Raw genomic sequence first — 17,788 nt, 5'->3', positions numbered from 1 at the left:
CGTACTGTCTTCGGCGACGCGCCTTGTCTGAAACTTTCGGTGGATGGCTATACATTGGCTGCCGCATTATGGACGCCATCACCTTCAGCGCTTTGTTTCGCTCATTTCGTAGGGCGTGTGGCGGCATAGTCGCCACGCACGTGGGATTTTGGACATCGGAGAACGCGTGCGTGCCTGCGGCACACAGCCTACAGTCTATGACAAGCGATGCAATGTTTGTTGTTATGCGTCATGTAGTGTGCTTCATAGTGCGAAACGCCCAATATTTTCCCGCAGCGAAGCTAAAGGCGGTGACGGCAGCGGTGACAACAAACCACAGCGGCTGGTAGTACGTTGCGCCAAGCCAATGGATGCCGAGCGCGAACAGGGTCTGGTTCGCGGCGAAGCCGGTGAGTGATACTGCCAGCCAGCGCGGTACGCTGCGACACCAATGGGCACCGCTGCCACGGAAGGTGAGGCGGTAGTGTCCGGCAAAGCTGGCGCAGAAGGCGACAGCGAAGGCGATGATGTTCGCAACGAGCGGGGCGATGCTGCCGTATTCAACGGTGAGCGTCAGTACGGCGAAATGGATGGCGGCGGCAATTGTGCCGACGAGGAGGAAGAATCCTCCCTGTTTGGCGGTGTTGGCAGGCATGGTATTCGAGTTTTGTTGGTGGGTGTTCCAGGAGGGGATGTCAGGGGGACTGTTTGCCATTCATGCTGCGCGGCATTGTAGGTTGGGTTAAGGGCTGTTTACCATTTAGACCCCCCTCCTCCGCAGGGCGAAACCCGCAGCGGGCGGGTTCCGTGCGTAGGGTGTGTGGCGGCGTAGCCGACACGCACGCGGGAATTTGACATCGGCAAACGCGTGCGTGCCTGCGGCACACACTCTACAAACCAATGGTGTAGCTCACAAAATCGTCGCTACGCAACCGCATTGGATTGGGCGTGTTTACGACGGAATGGTAAACAGGCCTTAGCCAAACCTGCGAATGAAATCATCATGTTATAGTCAATTGTGAACAGCCTCTAGGCGCAGCCGATACGCGCGGTTTTTTGGTAGCGGGAAACGGTGCGTGTTTGCGGTACGCTCCCTGCAAACAAATGACGGGTATCGTAAACACGTTATAAATCATATTATTACGAAATTCCGCTATTTTCTGTATCGAGGTAGCGCCAGGCATTCCATTCGTCTTCTGTTAGCCCCAGTGCCTGGTTGAGGCGGGCGAGTGCCTGCGGCTCGTCGGCGGGCAGGCTGGAGAGCCACAGGGTTTCCGCGCCCGTCCAGATGAGGCGTCGCGGCGCGCCGCTGTCGTACAGGAAGCGGGCGATGGCGCTGCACAGGGCTTCGTCCAGTCCGCGCGGCGGCAGGTTGCGGGCGATTTCCCGTGTGTGGCCGCCGCTGGTGAGTTGCAGGCGGATGGCGGTGTTGTCGCCGTCTGCTTCGCAGTTCAGGCGGTAGCTGGCGCGGTCGTCGCCCGCCAGGCGGAGCAGGTCGTCAATGAGGTCGTGCAGCGCGGCGCTGTCCTGTTCGACGTCGGTTTCGATGCAGGCGAGGTTGGCGCTGTAGTGTTCTTCCTGATAGCCGGGGTGGTAGTAGCCTGCTTCCATGACGGCGTTCAGTACGCTTTCGTTATCCACCACGCCCCAGTCGGCGACGGCTGCTGCGAGGTCTTCCGCTGCGGGCGCCTGGGGTGCGAGGATGCCCGCCTGGTGCAGGATGGCGATGGTGTCGCGCAGTGCTGCCATTTCCGCCGGGGTGAGCGGGCGCGGCGGCGCGGAGGCAATGGCGGGATCGGGCGGGTCTATGGCGCTGTCATCAGGCAGGTCGCCGAGATGGTCTTTTTCTTCTGCCGGGTGCAGGATTTGCCAGAGCAGAAGGAGCAGGGCGAGGACGCCAAGGATGGCGGTGAACAGGCCGAACCAGCGCGACCAGTCGCTTTTGACTGCGTAGAGGAACAGGCCGCCGAGGATGAAAAAGAGGATGCCGCCGAGGACGGTTTTGGGGTTTTCGTAGCGTTGCATGGTTGAAGCGGGTTGGTTGGAAGCGGTGATGTTTTGGGTCTCCCAGTCACGGGGAGGCGGGAATTCCCGGCGGGTTCAGTCGTCAAAGGCGATGTAGGCGAGCGGAACGTGGTCGGTGAGCCAGACGCCGTTGTCGCTTTGGTAGAAGGTGTGTCCGTCGCGTTGCATTTGTCCGGCGGCAATGCGCAGCACGGCGGGTTTGCCGTGGCGCTGGCCGACTTTGTGCGCGGTTGCGGCGTCCGGCGAGAGGTGGACGTGGTGGCGTGTGCGTTTGTCGAGGCCGCCGCTTTGGCGGATGGCGGCGAGGGTGGTTTGCGCGGTGCCGTGGTAGAGGGTTTCGGGCGGGATGGCCGGGCTGTATGCGAGGTCAATGGCGATGCTATGTCCCTGGTTGGCGCGGATTTTGCTGCCGCCCGCGTCATAGGCGAAGCGCTGTTTCGGGTCGGTGGCGACGATGTGGTCGAGCAGGGTGCGGTCGAGTGCGGTGCCGTGGGCATTCATTTGGCGGATGAGGGTGGCGATGTCCGCCCAGCCGTGCGCGTCAAGGGTGATGCCGATGCTTTCGGGGTGGTGGCGCAGGACGAAGCTCAGGTGTTTGCTGATGCGGGTGCTGGGATCGGGGTTTTTCATGGGGATGGGCGGGGGTTGGTTATGTCGTTTGGGATGCGGGCGATGGTTGGCGTTTTGGCATTGCTGTGCCGGGTGGGCTTTGTTGTTGTCGACCATGAATGACCGACCTACGCGGGTTGTTTGGCCGCGATGGGAACGGGTGAAACACGCCTCAAGCCTTGCCTCCACAGGGGGAGGAGAATTTTTCTATTGTAATCAGCGCTTAGCCGCCGTTTTGCCCACGCTGGCGCAGGTAGTGATCCGCCAGCGTCAGCGCCAGCATCGCCTCCACGATGGGGCAGGCGCGCAGGGCGACGCAGGGGTCGTGCCGCCCCTTGGTGACGACGTCCACGTCTTGGCCGTTCACGTCGGTGCTGTGGCCGGGGATGAGGATGCTGCTGGTCGGTTTGAAGGCGGCGCGGGCGAGGATGCTTTGTCCGCTGCTGATGCCGCCGAGAATACCGCCCGCGTGGTTGCTCTGGAAGCCGTTTGCGGCGCGGCGTTCGTCGCGGTTTTCGCTGCCGCGTTTTTCGATAACGGCGAAGCCGTCGCCGATTTCCACGCCCTTGACGGCGTTGATACTCATCAGGGCTTTGGCGATGTCGGCGTCGAGGCGGTCGAAGACGGGTTCGCCAAGGCCGGCGGGGACGTTTTCGGCGATAACGGTGATTTCCGCGCCGATGCTGTCGCCTGCGCGGCGGATGTCGGCGAGGTAGCGGTCAAGCAACGCGGTCTGGTGGTCGTTGGGGCAGTTGAACGGGTTTTCGCGGACGTGGCTCCAGTCCACGAAATTGAGGCGGTGTTCGCCAATTTGCGAGACGTAGCTGCGGATTTGCACGCCCGCAAGGTGGGCGAGGATTTGTTTGGCAATCGCGCCAGCGGCGACGCGGATGGCGGTTTCGCGCGCGGACGCGCGTCCGCCGCCGCGATAGTCGCGGATGCCGTATTTGGCGTGGTAGGTGTAGTCGGCGTGGCCGGGGCGGTATTGGTCTTTAATCGCGCCGTAGTCGCGGCTGCGCTGGTCTTCGTTCATGATGAGGAGGCCAATTGGCGTGCCGCTGGTCTTGCCCTCAAAGATGCCGGAGAGGAGTTGCAGGCGGTCGGCTTCCTGGCGCGGGGTGACGTGGCGCGAAGTGCCGGGCTTGCGCCGGTCGAGTTCGGCCTGAATCGCGGCTTCGTCCAGCGGGATGCCTGCCGGGCAGCCGTCGAGGATGCCGCCGATGGCAACGCCGTGGCTTTCACCAAAGGTGGTAAGGATGAGGTTTTGACCGATGCTGTTTCCGCTCATAGGTGGGTTCCTTAAGTATTGGGGTTTTCGTGATTTACATACACTTGAGCGCTCAAGGTGTATGTAAACGGTTTGGGTGATGGTACGCCTGAATCGCGGGTTAATGTTCTTCAGGGGGAATGGGTTTGGCGGGCAGGGTAAAAAAGGCGGTGAGCCAGCCAGCAATGGCGCCCGGTATGCAGAATATGGCACTCATGATTTTGATAAATTCTATATCAATGATTACATCGTAAGATTTTATAACAGAGTTAATGATGTCAAAAATGGTTATCCAGGCTATGCAGGATAAAATACAAATAATCATTGCTACAAGAATACCATTATTTTCCCGGTAAATTTTATTTTTTACGATAATAAAGTCTGCCAGTAAAACGGCAGGTAGTATGATTTGTAGTAGAAGCATTGTGGCATCTTTTTCGGGACTGGCAGGGCTTAAATCATTGAGTATATACATAAGTAAAAATATCGGAATAAATCCAATCAGCAGGGCGACTACGGCAAACAGGATAAATACGCGAATGGACGGGTAGGGTTGGATGGAGGTATTCATAGGGATTCTTTGTCTTCTGAATGGTTTGTTCTGGAGGGCAATGCGATGAGTGAGATGATACGGTTTGGGTGATGGTACGCCTGACGCGGGTTAGCGTTCTTCAGGGGGAACGGGTTTGGCGGGCAGGGTGAAAAAGGTAGTGAGCCAGCCAGCGGGAATCCCCAAAGCAACGACGATTATGATAAAGACATTTGCCAAATCACCGTCTGATTTGCCCCCGTGGTGATTCGCGTACAGGGATAGTACGGCGTAAGCGATGCAAGCGCAGGCTATGCCGGATATTACGCTAATGGCAGTTGCCGTGAGAATACCGTCCGAATCCCGGTAAATTCTGTATTTTGCAATGATTGCGGCTGCCAGCAGGGCAGAAGGGATGATGAGGCAGGCAGGAAGTATCAGCAAGGATTGCGCCAGGTCAGGAATGCCTTGCAGCAGTAATCCCGCAGTCAGGCCGGGAGTTATACCCAGCAGAATGCCGCAAATACTGAATTTCCAGAAAACCGGCCATGCCGGATAAAGGGGGGGGCTGGTCATGGAGATTCTTCGTTTTTTGTATGGCTAGATTTGGCCGGTAATGTGATGAGTGATGTAGTAAATGCGGTAGGTATGGAAGAAATTAATACAATGTATGTATTTTCTATTTTGGAGAAGAATCCTTCCCAACCAAACAAAATGGATGTAATCAGAATTCCTGAAATAATATAGATGAGTGCAGCAATGAATACACCAGCAGCGTTTTTATGTAAGCGCAACAAGACAACCAAAATGCTTGTCAGAATTGCCCCAAGGGATAGCAAGAAAAGTATGCCTGTTATGGATAATGCTAGCAATATGTATCCCCAGGGAGTTAGCAGGAGTGTCATTACACCAATCAGAATACTGCATAAGGTGAATTTCCAGAAAGTCGGCCATGCCGGATAAGGAGGAATTTGTCTGGTCATGGTGATTCTTCGTTTTCTGTATGGTCTTCTTTGGCGGGCAGGGTCATCAGCGCGGTCATCAGTCCGGCGAATGCGCCGAGTCCCATCAGGACAAGCATGATATAAGCGCTTTCCGGGTTGGACAGGTGGCCAATGATGCCAAATGGAATCATGCCGAACAGGCCGAGGATGCCGCAAATTATCATGGACACGAAATAGCTGCTCGCGGAACGATAGAGCTCCAGCGAAGCGATGAACGCACCTGCGAACCAGGACAGCGGGAACACAAGGGCAAGAACCACCATAAAAAACACTGCCCCCCATAAGGGGAATGACAGCAGAAACAAGGCAGGGATACATCCGAACAGTGTGCCGCACATGGTGAAGTTCCGTCGGACGGATTTTCGCGGATAGGGATTTTCTGTTTTCATGTTTCTCTCGATATTTTTTGGAGCGTTTTATTCAAGGCGATTTGCATACAGGGTAGTGTTGCGCCAGGAGCGGGTTTCTTTTTTGGATGGCTATAAACCTGTTTGGCGTATTTGTGTCATGAAGTGAAAAACAGGAAACCATCGATATGCTCCCTTCCTCTCTGGGGGATTCTGGAACAGCTTGCACAGTAAGAAAACCGGGATGGGGGCAGCAAGCGTGAAAAATCGCCATTTTGACTCTTGAGTAATATTGCTCGCCCCCTTCCCGCTGCGGGTACTGGCGTACCCTGCGAGGGAGGGCGGACCGGCGGAATATTGGCAACGGCTGATTTTTGCCACTCTGCTGGTAATCAACATACCTTTCAGGATACTGCCTGTTTTTTCTCCGGTGCGGGCAGTGCCAGCCATGCGGTGAGCAGGCCGCAGCTCAGGGCGTAGGTGATGGCGAGTGCGAGCAGGGTCAGCATTCCGGCGAGGTTCATCAGCGCCGGGTCGTGTTTGGCGACGAGCAAGCCGCAAAGCGCCGCCCCCGCCAGGCTGTAATTGCTGAGGTGGAGCAGTCCGGCGGCGTTTTTCCGGCATTGGAGTTTTTCGTTGAGGATGGCGTTGCTGCTGGCGCAGAAGAAGGGGATGGTCAGCAGGAAGAGGAGGAGGCCGTAGGGGCTATTGTCGGCGATGGCGTGCAGGCGCGGCAGGGTGGCGACTGGCACGAAGGCGGCGAGCGCGCCGAGTGCGGTTCCCCAGGCGATGAGGCGGCCATTGCTGCGTGCGGTCGGCGTGGGATGGTGTTTGTGGTCGGGCAGCGGCAGGGCGATGAGGCCGGTGAAGATGCCGTTGGCGAGGCCGAGCGCAAGCGCGGTTTGCAGCAGGATGCGGTCGCCTGTGCTGCCGTGGAAGATGGCGTGTGCTTTGAAGGGCAGGGTGAGCAGCACGGCGTTGGCGAGGCTGATCAGGGTGGTGAGGGCGAGGCCGCGCCAGTCTTTGCCGGCCTGGATGAGCGGCAGGTGGTAGGCGGTGGCAACGGCGGCCAGTGCCGGCACGATGAGAAAGGCGGCGGCGACGAGCGGGTCGCCGCGAAGGGGCTGGAGGGCGGGGGCGGTGCTGAAGGCGCTGGCGGTGATGGCAAGGCCGATGATGAGGCCGGTGATGGTGTAGCGTCTGGCGGCGGTGGCGGGGTAGGGTCTGTCCATGATTGGCTCCGGTGGGGTAGTGGCGGGATTGTACCGGATTTGCCGGGGCTGTTCGGCGGTGTGCGGGTGGCGGTTGGTGTGTCGGCATTGTTTTGTAGGTCGGGCATTCATGCCCGACGTCTGTGTTGTCGGTCATAAATGGCCGACCTACGTCGGTGGATGAATCAGTATCGGCAATAGTCGTGAGTTCGCTACCCCCTCCCCAGCCCTTTCTCGCACTACGCGCGAGCTGTTCCAGTCCCGCTGCGGGCTTCGCCCTGCAGGGGAGGGGGAAGAACGGTGGGAGATTGGGCGGCGGTTGGCGTATGGTTTGTAGCTATGGCGGGCGTTTCTGGTCGTTGGTGGTGGGGCAAGCCCCACCCTACGGGTTTATATGGACGTCGGCGGTTGTATCGCGGGCGCTACCCCCTCCCCATCCCTCCCCCGGGCCCATGCAAAATGCGGACGCATTTTGCATGGGCCCGCCCGCTGCGCTTCGCTGCGGGGGAGCGGGCAGAGCGGCGGTCGGGTTTTATTCTGTCCAGCCGCCGCCGAGGGCTTTGTAGAGGGCGATCAGTGTCTGGTCGTGTGCCAGTTGGCTGCGGAGGTGGTTGTCGGCGTTCTGGTTGGCGCTGATGCGGGCGCTCAAGGTGTCGGCGAGGGTTTTGTTGCCGTAGCGGTAGAGTTTTTCGGCATCCGTCGCCTGTTTTTCGGCCTCGTCACGCGCTTGGGCGAGCAGGCGGGTTTGGCTGGCGAGCGCGTCGCTCGCCTGGTAGGCGTTATCGACGTCGGCCAAGGCTTGCAGCAGGGTTTGGTCGTATTGCAAGAGCGCGGTTTTCAGGCGGGCGTCGGCGGCGTCAATGTTTGCCTGGACGCGGCCATTGGTGAACAGCGGCACTTGCAGGCTGGCGCCCAAGAGGTCAAGCAGGCCTTTTTGGGTGTCGTGGCTGTCGATGTTGAGCATTCCCTGGCCGAGGAAGTTGAGGGTGAGGCGCGGGTAGAGGTCGGCTTTGGCACTCGCTACTTTGGCGGCGCGGGCATTGATTTCGGCGGCGCGGGCGCGCAGGTCGGGGCGGCGCTCTATCAGGCCTTGCGGGGTTTGGCCGGAGGGCGCTGCGGGCGGGTGGTTCAGCGCGTCGGCAGTGCTTGCGGGCAGGTGGTAGCCCTGCGGGGTTTTGCCCAGGAGGACGGCGATTTTGCGGATTTGCGCGGCGCGTTCGGCTTCGAGGGTGCTGCGCGCGGCACGGGCGGCGGTCAGGTGGCTTTGTGCTTCGGTTTTTTCATATGCGGTGGTGTGCCCGGCGCGGTAGCGGGCATCCACGTAATGCGCGAGTTTTTCGAGGGTGGCGATGTTGGCGTCGGCGAGTTGTTGTCGGGCTTCGAGGGCGCGCGCTTGCAGGTAGGCGTCGGCGACGGCGGCGGCGATTTGTAGTTGCGCGATGTGGGTTTGTTCGGCGCTGGCGAGGGCGGCGTAGCGGGCGGCGTCGGCGTCGCTTTGTTTTTGGCCGAAGAGGTCGGCTTCCCATTTGGCGCTGAGGTTGCTGGCGAGGAGGGTTCTGTGGGTGTTGATTTTGTCGCTGCGCGCCAGCGGGGTGCCGTCGAGGGGGTTGTCGAGGTCGGCGTCGAGGTGGCCGGCGTTTAGTCCCAGGCCGATGGTCGCGCCGCGGTCGGCGTCGGCGAGGTGGGCGGTCGCTTGGGCTTCTTTGAGGCGGCTGCGGGCGATGGCGAGGTCGGGGCTGTTCGCCAGCGCTTCGGCGATGAGTTGGTCGAGGACGGGGTCTTGCCAGTGTTTCCACCAGCGGCGGATGTCGGCGTTGCCGGTCGCGCGGGTGTTTTGTTCGTAGGCGGCGGGGAGGGGGACGCGGCTCGCGGTGGTGATGGTGGTGGTTTGGCAGGCGCTGAGGAGGGTGGCGGTGAGGGTGAGGAGGAGGGGGCGGGGGGGCATGGTTGGTTCCTTTTGTGTTGTTTGTTTGTTTTCAGGCGGGTTTTCAGCGGGGCCTTATCCCCTTTCTGTTACCGCGCGACGTAAATGGGGGAAGGTTTTGGGGGTTCCCGCATCGGGTTTTGCTGTTGTGCCGCTTTGCGGTAAGATGCGGCTTCCACAAATACGAGGAAATTTATGTCTGCTTACGTTGTTTTTATCCGCGATGAAATGAAAGATCAGGCCGCTTATGACCGCTATCTGCAATTGGCTGTGCCCACTCTCGCCCCGTTCGGCGGCGAAATTCTGGTTGCCAATGGTGCGCACGAGGCTTTGGAAGGTGCCGACTTCGACGGTTCGGTGGTATTGCGTTTTCCCGATATGGCATCGGCAAAGGCGTGGTACGACAGCACGGAGTACGGGCAGTTCAAATCTATCCGCCTGGGGGCAACGCTTGGCCGCGCGGTGTTGCTGGAAGGGGTGGATTAAAGCCCGGCAGTTTTCTTCCTGCCATTCGGATCCCTTCCCTTGCTTGCGGGGGAAGGGATTTTTTGTGTACCTGGTTTGGAGGGGGCGTGCGATGGTCATGGTTCAGTTCTGTTGTTCGAGCATTTTGCGGAAGCGGATGAGGGCGAGGCCGAGGAAGAGGATGCCGGCGATGCCCATGATCAGCAGTTGCGGCCAGAGTTCGTGCAACCCCGCGCCGCGGAAGATGACGCTTTGGCTGTAGATGGCGTATTGGGTGCTCGGCCAGTATTCGCTGAGGGCGCGCGCCAGTTCGGGCATGTTGCTGCGTGAGGTGGTCGCGCCCGAAAAGAGGTTCATGATGATGAACAGCGGCAGCATCAGCAGGCTGTATTGTTGCAGGCTCGGCGTCAGGGTCGCGATCATGATGGCCAGGGAGGCGATGGAGAAGAGGTAGGTCGCGGTGCCGAGGAGGTAGTGGCTGAGGCTGCCGTTGATGGGGACGCCGATGAGGCCGTGGACGATGGCAAGGAGCGAGCCGGTGGAGGCGACGAGGATGACGAGGCCGTTGGCAAGGATTTTCGCCAGCATGATTTCGCTGGCGGTGACGGGCATGACGAGCAGGTGTTCGATGGTGCCGTGTTCGCGTTCGCGGATGACCGCCGCGCCGACAAGCAGCAGGAGCAGCAGCAGGATGGCGTTGCCCAGCGCGGTGACGGGCATTTGGTAGGCGTTTTCGGCGTTGGGGTTGTAGCGGGTGCGGATGACGGGTTGTACGGGCGGCGCGGCGGCCGGGGTGTTGAGGGTGGCGCGGATTTCGCGTGTGAAGATTTGGCCGAGGTAGGCGCTGCCGATGCCGCCCTGGTTCATGCGGGTGGCGTCGATGTTGAGCAGGATTTCTGGCGCGCGGTTTTGGAGGAGGTCGCGCTCGAAGTTGGGCGGGATTTCGAGGATGAAGACGTAGTCGCCACGGTTCATGGCGGCGTCTGCTTCGGCGCGTTCGATGGCGACGGGCGCGCGGAAGTAGGGCGGGCGGATGGCGTCGGCAAGGCGGCGGCTGAAGGACGAGCGGTCTTCGTCGATGATGGCGACGGCGGCGTTGCGGATATCGGTGTTGCTTTGCGACATGGCGATGACCATGCCGGTGAACATGTAGGCGATAAGAAGGATGAGGATAGGGTCGGCGAGCAGGCTGCGCAGTTCTTTGCCGATGAGGGTCAAGAGGTTGCGGGTCATTCAGCGCTCCTGTTTTTTGAGGTTGGCGGTGGCGAGCGCGAGCAGGAGCAGGTAGTAGCTGCCGAGGATGAGGTGTTCGCGCACGAGGTCGGGGTAGCCGAGGCCTTTGACGAAGGTGCCGGTGGTGAGGTTGGCATACCACGCCGACGGCAGGATTTTGCCCATGATGTACGCGCCGCCTTGTAGTGAGGAGACGGGGACGAGGAAGCCGGAGAAGCTCATCGCGGGCATGACGGTGCCGACGGCGGTGATGAAGATGGCGGCGACTTGCGAGCGGGTGAAGCAGGAGACGAGCAGGCCGGTGGCGGTGGTGGTGGCGCACATCAGCAGGGTACCGCTGAGGAGCGCGGCCGCCGAGCCGTTGAGCGGTACGCCGAACCAGTAGCGCATCATCAGGTAGAGGATGAGGAAGCTCAGCATGGCGGCGGCGAGGTAGGGCAGTTGTTTGCCCAGCAGAAATTGCAGGCGGCTGGCGGGCGAGGCGTAGAAGTTGGCAATGGAGCCGATTTCGCGTTCGCGCACCACGCCGACCGCCGCCATCATCGCCGGAAAGAGCGACAGCGCCAGCATGAGGACGCCCGGCGCGATGGCGAGGATGCTTTTGAAGTCGGGGTTGTAACGAAAGCGCGGCACGAGTTGGGCGGCGTCCGGCGGCAGACGGATGCCGTGCGCGTGTGCCTGGTCGCGGGCGTAGTCGCCGAGGATGCTCATGATGTAGCCGTTGAGGCTGGCGGCGTTGAAGGATTCGGCGCCGTCGAGGTAGAAGCCGAGTTCGGGGCGGTCGCCGCGCAAGAGGTCGCGGCCAAAGCCGGGCGGGATGTCTATCACCATTTTCGCGGTGCTGCTTTCCAGCGCGGTGTCAATGTCGGCGTCGGTGGCGAGCGGCGGCAGCGCGCGGAAGTTGGCCGAGCCGCTGAAGTATTCGGTGATGGCGCGGCTCTCCGCGCTCTGGTCGTGGTCGCGCACGGCAAAGGCGAGTTGGCCGACGTCAAAAGAGACGCCCCAGGTGACGGCGGTCATGAGGATGACCGGGCCAAAGAGGGCGAAGAAGGTGCGGACGTGGTCGCGCAGGAGTTCTTTGCCTTCGCGGATGGCAAAGGTGCGGATGGTGGCGAGCCAGGGGAGGAAAGAATAACTCCCTCCCTCGCGGGACGCGCCAGCGTCCGCAGCGGGGGAGGGCGGGGGTGGGGGTAATGTTGCGGTGGCTTCAGCGGATGATGTTTCAGGAACGCTGATAGCGTCATTTAAGAAGGAAGCTACGCTGGTTGGTTTGCTGCCCCCACCCCGACCCTCCCCCACGGGGGAAGGGGGCAGTTTGGCGGAGGAAGCAGGCGCGGTTGGCGATTCGTTCGCCGTTGTACCGGATGACGTTTCCACATCAGAGGCGGAAATGCTGGCGCTACCCCCTCCCCATCCCTCCCCCGCTGCGCTTCGTTGCGGGGGAGGGGGTAATTCGGATGACGTTTCAGTATCGGCGGTATGCGGGCGAACCCCACCCCCACCCCCATTCCCTCCCCCACAGGGGGAGGGGGGCAGTTTGGCGGGGAAAGCGGGCGCGGTTGGCGTATGGTCTATGGTGATAGCGGGCAGTTCGCCATCGCTGTTTGGTGAACCTAAAGCGCCTTCTCCCACGGAAAGGCTCCCTCCCTCGCAGGACGCGCCAGCGTCCGCAGCGGGGGAGGGCGGGGGTAGCGATGATGATGTTTCAGCAGATGCGCCTGCTTCCACGGAAAGGCTCCCTCCCCCTGTGGGGGACTGGGACAGCTCGCGCGTAGTGCGAGAAAGTTGGGGTGGGGTTGCTGGCGGTACGCTGGTGAGTGTTTCGCCCGCCGTGTCGTAGGTCGGGCATTCATGCCCGACGTTTTTGATGTCGGCCATCAATGGCCGGCCTGCGTTTGATGACGAATCGGTATCGGCAATAGTCGTGAGGCCGCTACCCCCTCCCCAACCCTTTCTCGCACTACGCGCGAGCTGTTCCAGTCCCGCTGCGCTTCGCTGCGGGGGAGGGGGTAGAACGGCGGGGGATTCGGCACCGGCTGGCGATTCTCCCACGGGAAGACTCCCTCCCTCGCAGGACGCGCCAGCGTCCGCAGCGGGGGAGGGTTGGGGTGGGGGTAGCGATGATGATGTTTCAGCAGATGCGCTTTCTTCCACCGTAAGGCTCCCTCCCCCCGTGGGGGAGGGCTGGGGTGGGGTTACTGGCGGTACGCTGGTGAGTGTTTCGTCCGCCGTGTCGTAGGTCGGGCATTCATGCCCGACGTTTTCGATGTCGGCCATAAATGGCCGATCTACGTCGGTGGATGAATCAGTGTCGGTAATAGTCGTGAGTTCGCTACCCCCACCCCATCCCTCCCCCGCTGCGGGTGCTGGCGCACCCTGCGAGGGAGGGGGTAATTCGAATGACGTTTCGGCATCGGTGGTATGCGGGCGAACCCCACCCCCCCGGTTCCCATGAAAAAGGCTTTCGCCTTTTTCATGGGTGCCCTCCGCCCCTCCCCCACAGGGGGAGGGGGGCAGTTCGGCGGGTGAGGCGGGTGCGGTTGGCATTTCTCCCGCCTTCCCCTTCTGCGCCGCCTCATCCAGCAGCAGATACTGCACAAACGCCTCCTCCAAATTCGGCGCCTGATACTGCGCTACCAGTTCCGCCGGGGTGCCAATCGCCAGTACCCGCCCCTGGTGCATGAAGGAGATGCGGTCGCAGCGCGCCGCTTCGTTCATGAAGTGGGTCGTTACAAAAATGGTGATTTTGTCTTCGCGCGACATCCGCAGCAGGTGCCGCCAGAACATATCCCGCGCCGCCGGATCGACGCCCGATGTGGGTTCGTCCAGTATCAGCACTTCCGGGCGGTGCAGGCAGGCGGCGGCCAGTTGCAGCCGTTGGCGGATGCCGAGCGGCAACGCGGCCGGTTTGACGTCGGCGACGTCTGCCAGGTCAAACTGCGCCAGGGCGTCGGCAATCGCCGCCTTGCCGCGCGCGCCGAGGCGGTAGAGGCGGGCGTGCAGGGCGAGGTTTTGCCGCACGGTGAGCTCTTCGTAAAGCGAGAACGCCTGCGACATGTAGCCGACGCGCATCCGCGTCGCCACGCTGCCCGCATCGACCGGCGCGCCAAGCAGTTCCGCCGTGCCGCTCGTCGCCTGGAGCAGGCCGGTGAGCATTTTCATCGTCGTTGATTTGCCGCAGCCGTTGCTGCCGAGGAAGCCGAAAATTTCGCCCTGCTGGATGGTGAAGCTGACGTCATCCACCGAGGTGAAATCGCCGAAGCGCTTGGTGAGATGGTGCGCCTCAATCGCCGGTGGCAACGACGGGTTGGCGACAAACGGCGTCAAATCCAGTCCGCCCGTACCCTGTTGTTTTTCCGGCGGCAACAGGCGGATGTAGGCTTCTTCGAGGTTGGCGTGTCCGGCCATCACTTCGCGCGTCGGCGCGTTCACCAGCAGCTTGCCCGCGTCCATCGCCCACAGTTGCGCGAACGGCTCCGCTTCTTCGATGTAGGCGGTGGCGACCAGCACCGTCATCCCCGCCGTTTCCCGTTGCAAATCATGCACCAGCGCCCAGAACTGGCGGCGCGACAGCGGATCGACGCCGGTGGTTGGCTCGTCCAGAATCAGCAAATCGGGTGAATGCACCAGCGCGCAGCACAGGCTCGCCTTCTGCTTCATCCCGCCGGAGAGTTTGCCGGTGGCGCGGTCGGGAAAGGGCGCGAGGCCGGTCGCGTCCAACAGCCGCCGGATGCGGGCGCGGCGCTCGCCTGCGGGCAGGCCGAAAAGGCGGGCGTGGAAGTCGATGTTTTCATAGACCGACAGCGTCGGATAGAGATTGCGCCCCAGCCCCTGCGGCATATAGGCGATGCGGTGCGACAGCGCAAGGCGGTCGGCAGGCTTGCGCATATCGCCGCCGAGGACGTGCAACTCGCCCTGTTGCAACTGGCGCACGCCAGCAATCAGACCGAGCAGGGTCGATTTGCCGACGCCGTCCGGGCCGATGAGGCCGACGGTCAGCCCGCGCGGCAGGGTGAGGGAAAGGTCGTTCAGCGCCAGCGTCTTGCCGTAGCGGTGGCTGAGGTGGGAGATGGTGAGGGCGGTCATAAGCAGTTACCGGTTGAGCCAGCGGGCGAGGCGTGGCATGAATAGGTGCAACAGCGCCAGCAGGGCGAGGACGAGCAGCGCCGCGACGCCGCTCCAATGCCATTTCTCCGCCGCCGTCAGCGGGAAATCCTGCGCCAGCGCCCAAAACCCGTAGGGCAGCGCAAGCAGACTGGTGAGGATGCAGGGAATATAGCGCCGCCACAGCGCCCATTGCAGCAGATGGACGAACAAATGCGCGGTAAACGCCACCAGCACGCCGTACCAGAGGCGGTAATCGCCGCTCAGCGCCGCGTAGCACGACAGCAGCGTCAGCAGCACAAACAGCAGGCACACGCTGCAAGTAAAAGGCGCACCGGCCATGCGCTGCATATGCGCGAGCAACGGCGGCGCGAGGCGCGGAAAACGCTGCAACAGTGCGGCACGGTTGGCGTGCAGCCAGGGTTCGGCGCCAATCAGCTCCTCGAAATCGTGCAGCATAAATACCAGCGGCAGCGACAGGGCAAGGACGGGCAGATTCATGGGTTTCTCCGGGTTGTGGTGATTTACATACACGATGAGCGCTTGGGTGTATGTAAAAAGGGAGCTGCGCGGGTTGCTTGCTGCCCCCACCCCGGGTTCCCTTGAAAAAGGCGTTCGCCTTTTTCAAGGGAAGTCCCGCCCCTCCCCCACGGGGGAGGGAGTCTTTCCGTGGAAACAGGTGTTGCGGGTTCCGCAAATAGCGATAGCGCGATACGCCAACCGCCATCCAATCTTCCGCCGTTCTGCCCCCTCCCTCGCAGGACGCGCAGCGTCCGCAGCGGGGGAGGGTTGGGGAGGGGGTAGAGGCATTTCTTTCATATTCGATGGTTGGTTCGTGTATTCCTGAGCTGTTACAAGCATTGCTGGTGCAGCAAAGAGAGAGGGTGGGTGCAGCAAAAACGCAGCGCAGCTTCCGCTTCATGGCGTCCCCTCCAACAATTCCGCCACCGTAACCAGTGCAAAGCCTCGCGCGCGCAGGCCGTCAATCATCAGCGGCAGGGCGGCGCGGTCGGTGGCGCATTCTTCCGCGCAAAACGGATGCAGCAGGATGATGCTGCCGGGGCGGGCGGCGGCGACCGTTTGCGCGGCCATCGCCGCCGCCCCTTGCGCGCGGAAGCGGTCGGCATCCACATCCCACATCACCGTGGTGATACCGCGCTGTTTCAGCGCCCACGGCAGGCCGAGCAGCTTCTTGCCGTAGGGCGGGCGGAAATACGCCTTACCGCGATAGCCCGCGGCGCGGATTTGCGCTTCTGTATCGTCAATCTCGCGCGCGATAAAGGCGGGTGATTTCAGCAGGAAACGCGGGTGCGACCAGGAATGGTTGGCGAGCTGGTGTCCCTCGGCGACGATGCGCCGCGTGAGCTGCGGCTGCGCCGCCATCTGCGCGCCAATGGCGAAAAAGGTACCGCGCACCTGCTTCTCCGCCAGCGTCGCCAGCACCGCTTCGGTGGTCTGCGGCAGCGGTGCGTCGTCAAACGTCAGCGCGACCTGCGCCCGCCCGCCGTCGCCACGACAGACCAGTTCGCCGACAAGCTGAAAACAGCGGCTGTTCATCAGCCAGTAAACCGCCGCCAGCACGGACAGGCAGGCGAGGACGGCAAGGGTTTTGCGATAACGGCGGGGGTTCATGGGTTTCTCCGGGTTGTGGGCGATTTACATACACCTTGAGCGCTCAGGTGTATGTAAATGGGCGGGGTTTCGGGGGTGGATGCGGGAACAAATGCCTGCAATTCCGCCGTTCTACCCCCTCCCCCTGTGGGGGAGGGTTGGGGTGGGATTAGTGGCGGTACGCGCGGTGGTGTTTCGCCTGCCGTGTCGTAGGTCGGGCATTCATGCCCGACATCGTTATCGTTGGCCATATGGGCGACCTGCGTCGGTGGTTGAATGAACATCGGCGGTATGCGGGCTAACCCCACCCCCCGGTTCCCATGAAAAATGCTTTCGCCTTTTTCATGGGTGCCCTCCGCCCCTCCCCCACAGAGGGCGGGGCTTTCTCTCACGGCAACTTCACCTCCAGCGCCAGCGGCCACGGTTGCGCGCTGTCGCGGCGCAGGTAGCCGTCGCCGGTCATGCCGCCCTTGAGCAGGCGGTCATAGCGCCGCGCGACGTCCTTCGGCACGCGCAATTTGACGCGGAACACCAGCTTTTGCCGCTCGCTCATCGTCTCCACCGACTTCGGCGTGAACTGCGCCTGCTCCGCGATAAAGCCAATCTCCGCCGGGAAGACCGCGTCGATGCCGTCCAGCACGATGCGCGCCTCGTCGCCGACGCGCAGCGACGCCATCACCGCGTTCGGCACAAAGACATTCATATAAACGTCTTCCGGGTCGAGCAGGCTGATGACGCGGCTGCCCGCGCCGATGACCGTCCCCGGCTCAACCAGGCGGTACTCCACCCGCGCCGCCGCCGGACTGCGAATCGCCATGTCCGCATCGGCAGAGGCCGCCGTGTCCGCCTGCGCGGTGGCCTGCTTGACCCCCGCCTCGGCCTCGGCCACCGCCGCCTGACCCTGCGCGACCGCCGCCTGCGCTTCCGCCCGCGCCGCCTGCGCCGCCTTCACGCTCGCCACCGCGCGGTCAAAATCCGCCTGCCGCTTGGCCAGCTCCGACGCCGACACCAAATCCTCGCGCCGCATCTGCTTCGCATTGTCCAGCTCCAGCTTCGCCACCTTCTGCTGCTGCCTGTAGGCGGCGATTTCCGCGTCCGCCCGTGCGACCGTTTGCTGCGCCTGCTGTACGCCGGCACGGGCGCGCTGCACCAGCTCGGTGGCGCGCAAGGTCGCCGCCTGCGCTGCCGCCAACTGGCCGCTGCTCTGCGCCGAAGACAATTCCACCAGCACATCGCCGGGCTTTACCGCATCGCCCTCGGCAACACGCACGCGCTCCACCCGCCCCGGATAGAGGCTGGCGACATCGAGGCGGTTCAACTCCAGCCGCCCGTTGGAATGGACAACAAAATTCGGCAACGCCGCCGCCTCCTGGCGGTGATACGCCCACCAGCCGCCCCCGGCAGCCGCCGCGAGCAACACAAGCAATAAAACCTTTCTCATAAACCTCTCCAGTGATTCAAAAAAATGCGGTGCGATGCC

The 17,788-nt window shown here is 61.9% G+C and carries 15 protein-coding genes and 2 pseudogenes; 1 reads left to right on the top strand and 16 read right to left on the bottom strand.

The window, feature by feature from the left end; all coding sequences use genetic code 11:
* Positions 1 to 229: 229 nt before the first annotated feature.
* The 10 genes from ACO54Z_RS01835 to ACO54Z_RS01790 form a co-directional block, all read right to left on the bottom strand.
* Positions 230 to 694 (bottom strand): GtrA family protein, encoded by a 465-nt coding sequence (locus ACO54Z_RS01835; RefSeq protein WP_485995479.1) that lies wholly within the window; start codon positions 692 to 694, stop codon positions 230 to 232.
* A 425-nt stretch (positions 695 to 1,119) separates the two neighbouring features.
* Complete coding sequence (locus ACO54Z_RS01830; protein ID WP_485995478.1) at positions 1,120 to 2,004, bottom strand: hypothetical protein; 885 nt, start codon at positions 2,002 to 2,004, stop codon at positions 1,120 to 1,122.
* 75 nt (positions 2,005 to 2,079) lie between these two features.
* The gene (locus ACO54Z_RS01825) at positions 2,080 to 2,634 is read right to left on the bottom strand and encodes an RNA 2'-phosphotransferase (protein ID WP_485995477.1); all 555 of its coding nucleotides are present in this window, start codon (positions 2,632 to 2,634) and stop codon (positions 2,080 to 2,082) included.
* 202 nt (positions 2,635 to 2,836) lie between these two features.
* Complete coding sequence (gene aroC / locus ACO54Z_RS01820) at positions 2,837 to 3,901, bottom strand: chorismate synthase (RefSeq protein ID WP_485995476.1); 1,065 nt, start codon at positions 3,899 to 3,901, stop codon at positions 2,837 to 2,839.
* Positions 3,902 to 4,001: 100 nt separating this feature from the next.
* On the bottom strand, positions 4,002 to 4,451 hold the full coding sequence (locus tag ACO54Z_RS01815) for a hypothetical protein (protein ID WP_485995475.1): 450 nt from the start codon (positions 4,449 to 4,451) through the stop codon (positions 4,002 to 4,004).
* A gap of 90 nt (positions 4,452 to 4,541) precedes the next feature.
* The gene (locus ACO54Z_RS01810; protein WP_485995474.1) at positions 4,542 to 4,985 is read right to left on the bottom strand and encodes a hypothetical protein; all 444 of its coding nucleotides are present in this window, start codon (positions 4,983 to 4,985) and stop codon (positions 4,542 to 4,544) included.
* A complete protein-coding gene (locus ACO54Z_RS01805) occupies positions 4,982 to 5,392 on the bottom strand; it encodes a hypothetical protein (RefSeq protein ID WP_485995473.1) in 411 nt (136 codons plus the stop codon). The genes ACO54Z_RS01810 and ACO54Z_RS01805 overlap by 4 nt, the downstream gene beginning before the upstream one ends.
* Positions 5,389 to 5,802, bottom strand: coding sequence for a hypothetical protein (locus ACO54Z_RS01800; RefSeq protein WP_485995472.1), 414 nt, complete (start codon positions 5,800 to 5,802; stop codon positions 5,389 to 5,391). The genes ACO54Z_RS01805 and ACO54Z_RS01800 overlap by 4 nt, the downstream gene beginning before the upstream one ends.
* Positions 5,803 to 6,164: 362 nt before the next feature.
* Positions 6,165 to 6,992 (bottom strand): hypothetical protein, encoded by an 828-nt coding sequence (locus tag ACO54Z_RS01795; RefSeq protein WP_485995471.1) that lies wholly within the window; start codon positions 6,990 to 6,992, stop codon positions 6,165 to 6,167.
* Positions 6,993 to 7,503: 511 nt separating this feature from the next.
* Positions 7,504 to 8,916, bottom strand: coding sequence for an efflux transporter outer membrane subunit (locus ACO54Z_RS01790; protein ID WP_485995470.1), 1,413 nt, complete (start codon positions 8,914 to 8,916; stop codon positions 7,504 to 7,506).
* A gap of 174 nt (positions 8,917 to 9,090) precedes the next feature.
* Here ACO54Z_RS01790 and ACO54Z_RS01785 point away from each other — a divergent pair, with 174 nt between their 5' ends.
* Positions 9,091 to 9,381, top strand: coding sequence for a DUF1330 domain-containing protein (locus ACO54Z_RS01785; RefSeq protein ID WP_048714919.1), 291 nt, complete (start codon positions 9,091 to 9,093; stop codon positions 9,379 to 9,381).
* Positions 9,382 to 9,483: 102 nt separating this feature from the next.
* Here the strand turns inward: ACO54Z_RS01785 and ACO54Z_RS01780 are convergent, their stop codons facing one another.
* The 6 genes and pseudogenes from ACO54Z_RS01780 to ACO54Z_RS01755 form a co-directional block, all read right to left on the bottom strand.
* Positions 9,484 to 10,593 (bottom strand): ABC transporter permease, encoded by a 1,110-nt coding sequence (locus tag ACO54Z_RS01780; RefSeq protein WP_485995469.1) that lies wholly within the window; start codon positions 10,591 to 10,593, stop codon positions 9,484 to 9,486.
* A pseudogene (locus ACO54Z_RS01775) lies at positions 10,594 to 11,634 on the bottom strand (ABC transporter permease); the annotation flags it as partial.
* Between the two features lie 1,545 nt (positions 11,635 to 13,179).
* Positions 13,180 to 14,679 (bottom strand): annotated as a pseudogene (locus ACO54Z_RS01770) (ATP-binding cassette domain-containing protein); the annotation flags it as partial.
* 6 nt (positions 14,680 to 14,685) lie between these two features.
* Positions 14,686 to 15,198, bottom strand: a complete 513-nt coding sequence (locus ACO54Z_RS01765) for an HXXEE domain-containing protein (RefSeq protein WP_485995468.1) — start codon at positions 15,196 to 15,198, stop codon at positions 14,686 to 14,688.
* Positions 15,199 to 15,615: 417 nt separating this feature from the next.
* Complete coding sequence (locus tag ACO54Z_RS01760; protein WP_485995467.1) at positions 15,616 to 16,329, bottom strand: polysaccharide deacetylase family protein; 714 nt, start codon at positions 16,327 to 16,329, stop codon at positions 15,616 to 15,618.
* Positions 16,330 to 16,696: 367 nt separating this feature from the next.
* On the bottom strand, positions 16,697 to 17,749 hold the full coding sequence (locus ACO54Z_RS01755) for an HlyD family secretion protein (protein ID WP_485995466.1): 1,053 nt from the start codon (positions 17,747 to 17,749) through the stop codon (positions 16,697 to 16,699).
* Between the last annotated feature and the right edge of the window lie 39 nt (positions 17,750 to 17,788).

This window comes from Cardiobacterium sp. (assembly GCF_057314735.1).
This window is presented reverse-complemented; position numbering and strand designations above follow the sequence as displayed.

Excerpts from the sequence above, each read along its gene's own strand:
- ACO54Z_RS01795 (WP_485995471.1), bottom strand. The coding sequence starts at position 6,992 with ATGGACAGACCCTACCCCGCCACCGCCGCCAGACGCTACACCATCACC.
- ACO54Z_RS01790 (WP_485995470.1), bottom strand. The coding sequence starts at position 8,916 with ATGCCCCCCCGCCCCCTCCTCCTCACCCTCACCGCCACCCTCCTCAGC.
- ACO54Z_RS01805 (WP_485995473.1), bottom strand. The coding sequence starts at position 5,392 with ATGACCAGACAAATTCCTCCTTATCCGGCATGGCCGACTTTCTGGAAA.
- ACO54Z_RS01810 (WP_485995474.1), bottom strand. The coding sequence starts at position 4,985 with ATGACCAGCCCCCCCCTTTATCCGGCATGGCCGGTTTTCTGGAAATTC.
- ACO54Z_RS01815 (WP_485995475.1), bottom strand. The coding sequence starts at position 4,451 with ATGAATACCTCCATCCAACCCTACCCGTCCATTCGCGTATTTATCCTG.
- ACO54Z_RS01800 (WP_485995472.1), bottom strand. The coding sequence starts at position 5,802 with ATGAAAACAGAAAATCCCTATCCGCGAAAATCCGTCCGACGGAACTTC.
- ACO54Z_RS01755 (WP_485995466.1), bottom strand. The coding sequence starts at position 17,749 with ATGAGAAAGGTTTTATTGCTTGTGTTGCTCGCGGCGGCTGCCGGGGGC.
- ACO54Z_RS01830 (WP_485995478.1), bottom strand. The coding sequence starts at position 2,004 with ATGCAACGCTACGAAAACCCCAAAACCGTCCTCGGCGGCATCCTCTTT.
- ACO54Z_RS01780 (WP_485995469.1), bottom strand. The coding sequence starts at position 10,593 with ATGACCCGCAACCTCTTGACCCTCATCGGCAAAGAACTGCGCAGCCTG.
- ACO54Z_RS01785 (WP_048714919.1), top strand. The coding sequence starts at position 9,091 with ATGTCTGCTTACGTTGTTTTTATCCGCGATGAAATGAAAGATCAGGCC.
- aroC (WP_485995476.1), bottom strand. The coding sequence starts at position 3,901 with ATGAGCGGAAACAGCATCGGTCAAAACCTCATCCTTACCACCTTTGGT.
- ACO54Z_RS01825 (WP_485995477.1), bottom strand. The coding sequence starts at position 2,634 with ATGAAAAACCCCGATCCCAGCACCCGCATCAGCAAACACCTGAGCTTC.
- ACO54Z_RS01765 (WP_485995468.1), bottom strand. The coding sequence starts at position 15,198 with ATGAATCTGCCCGTCCTTGCCCTGTCGCTGCCGCTGGTATTTATGCTG.
- ACO54Z_RS01760 (WP_485995467.1), bottom strand. The coding sequence starts at position 16,329 with ATGAACCCCCGCCGTTATCGCAAAACCCTTGCCGTCCTCGCCTGCCTG.
- ACO54Z_RS01835 (WP_485995479.1), bottom strand. The coding sequence starts at position 694 with ATGGCAAACAGTCCCCCTGACATCCCCTCCTGGAACACCCACCAACAA.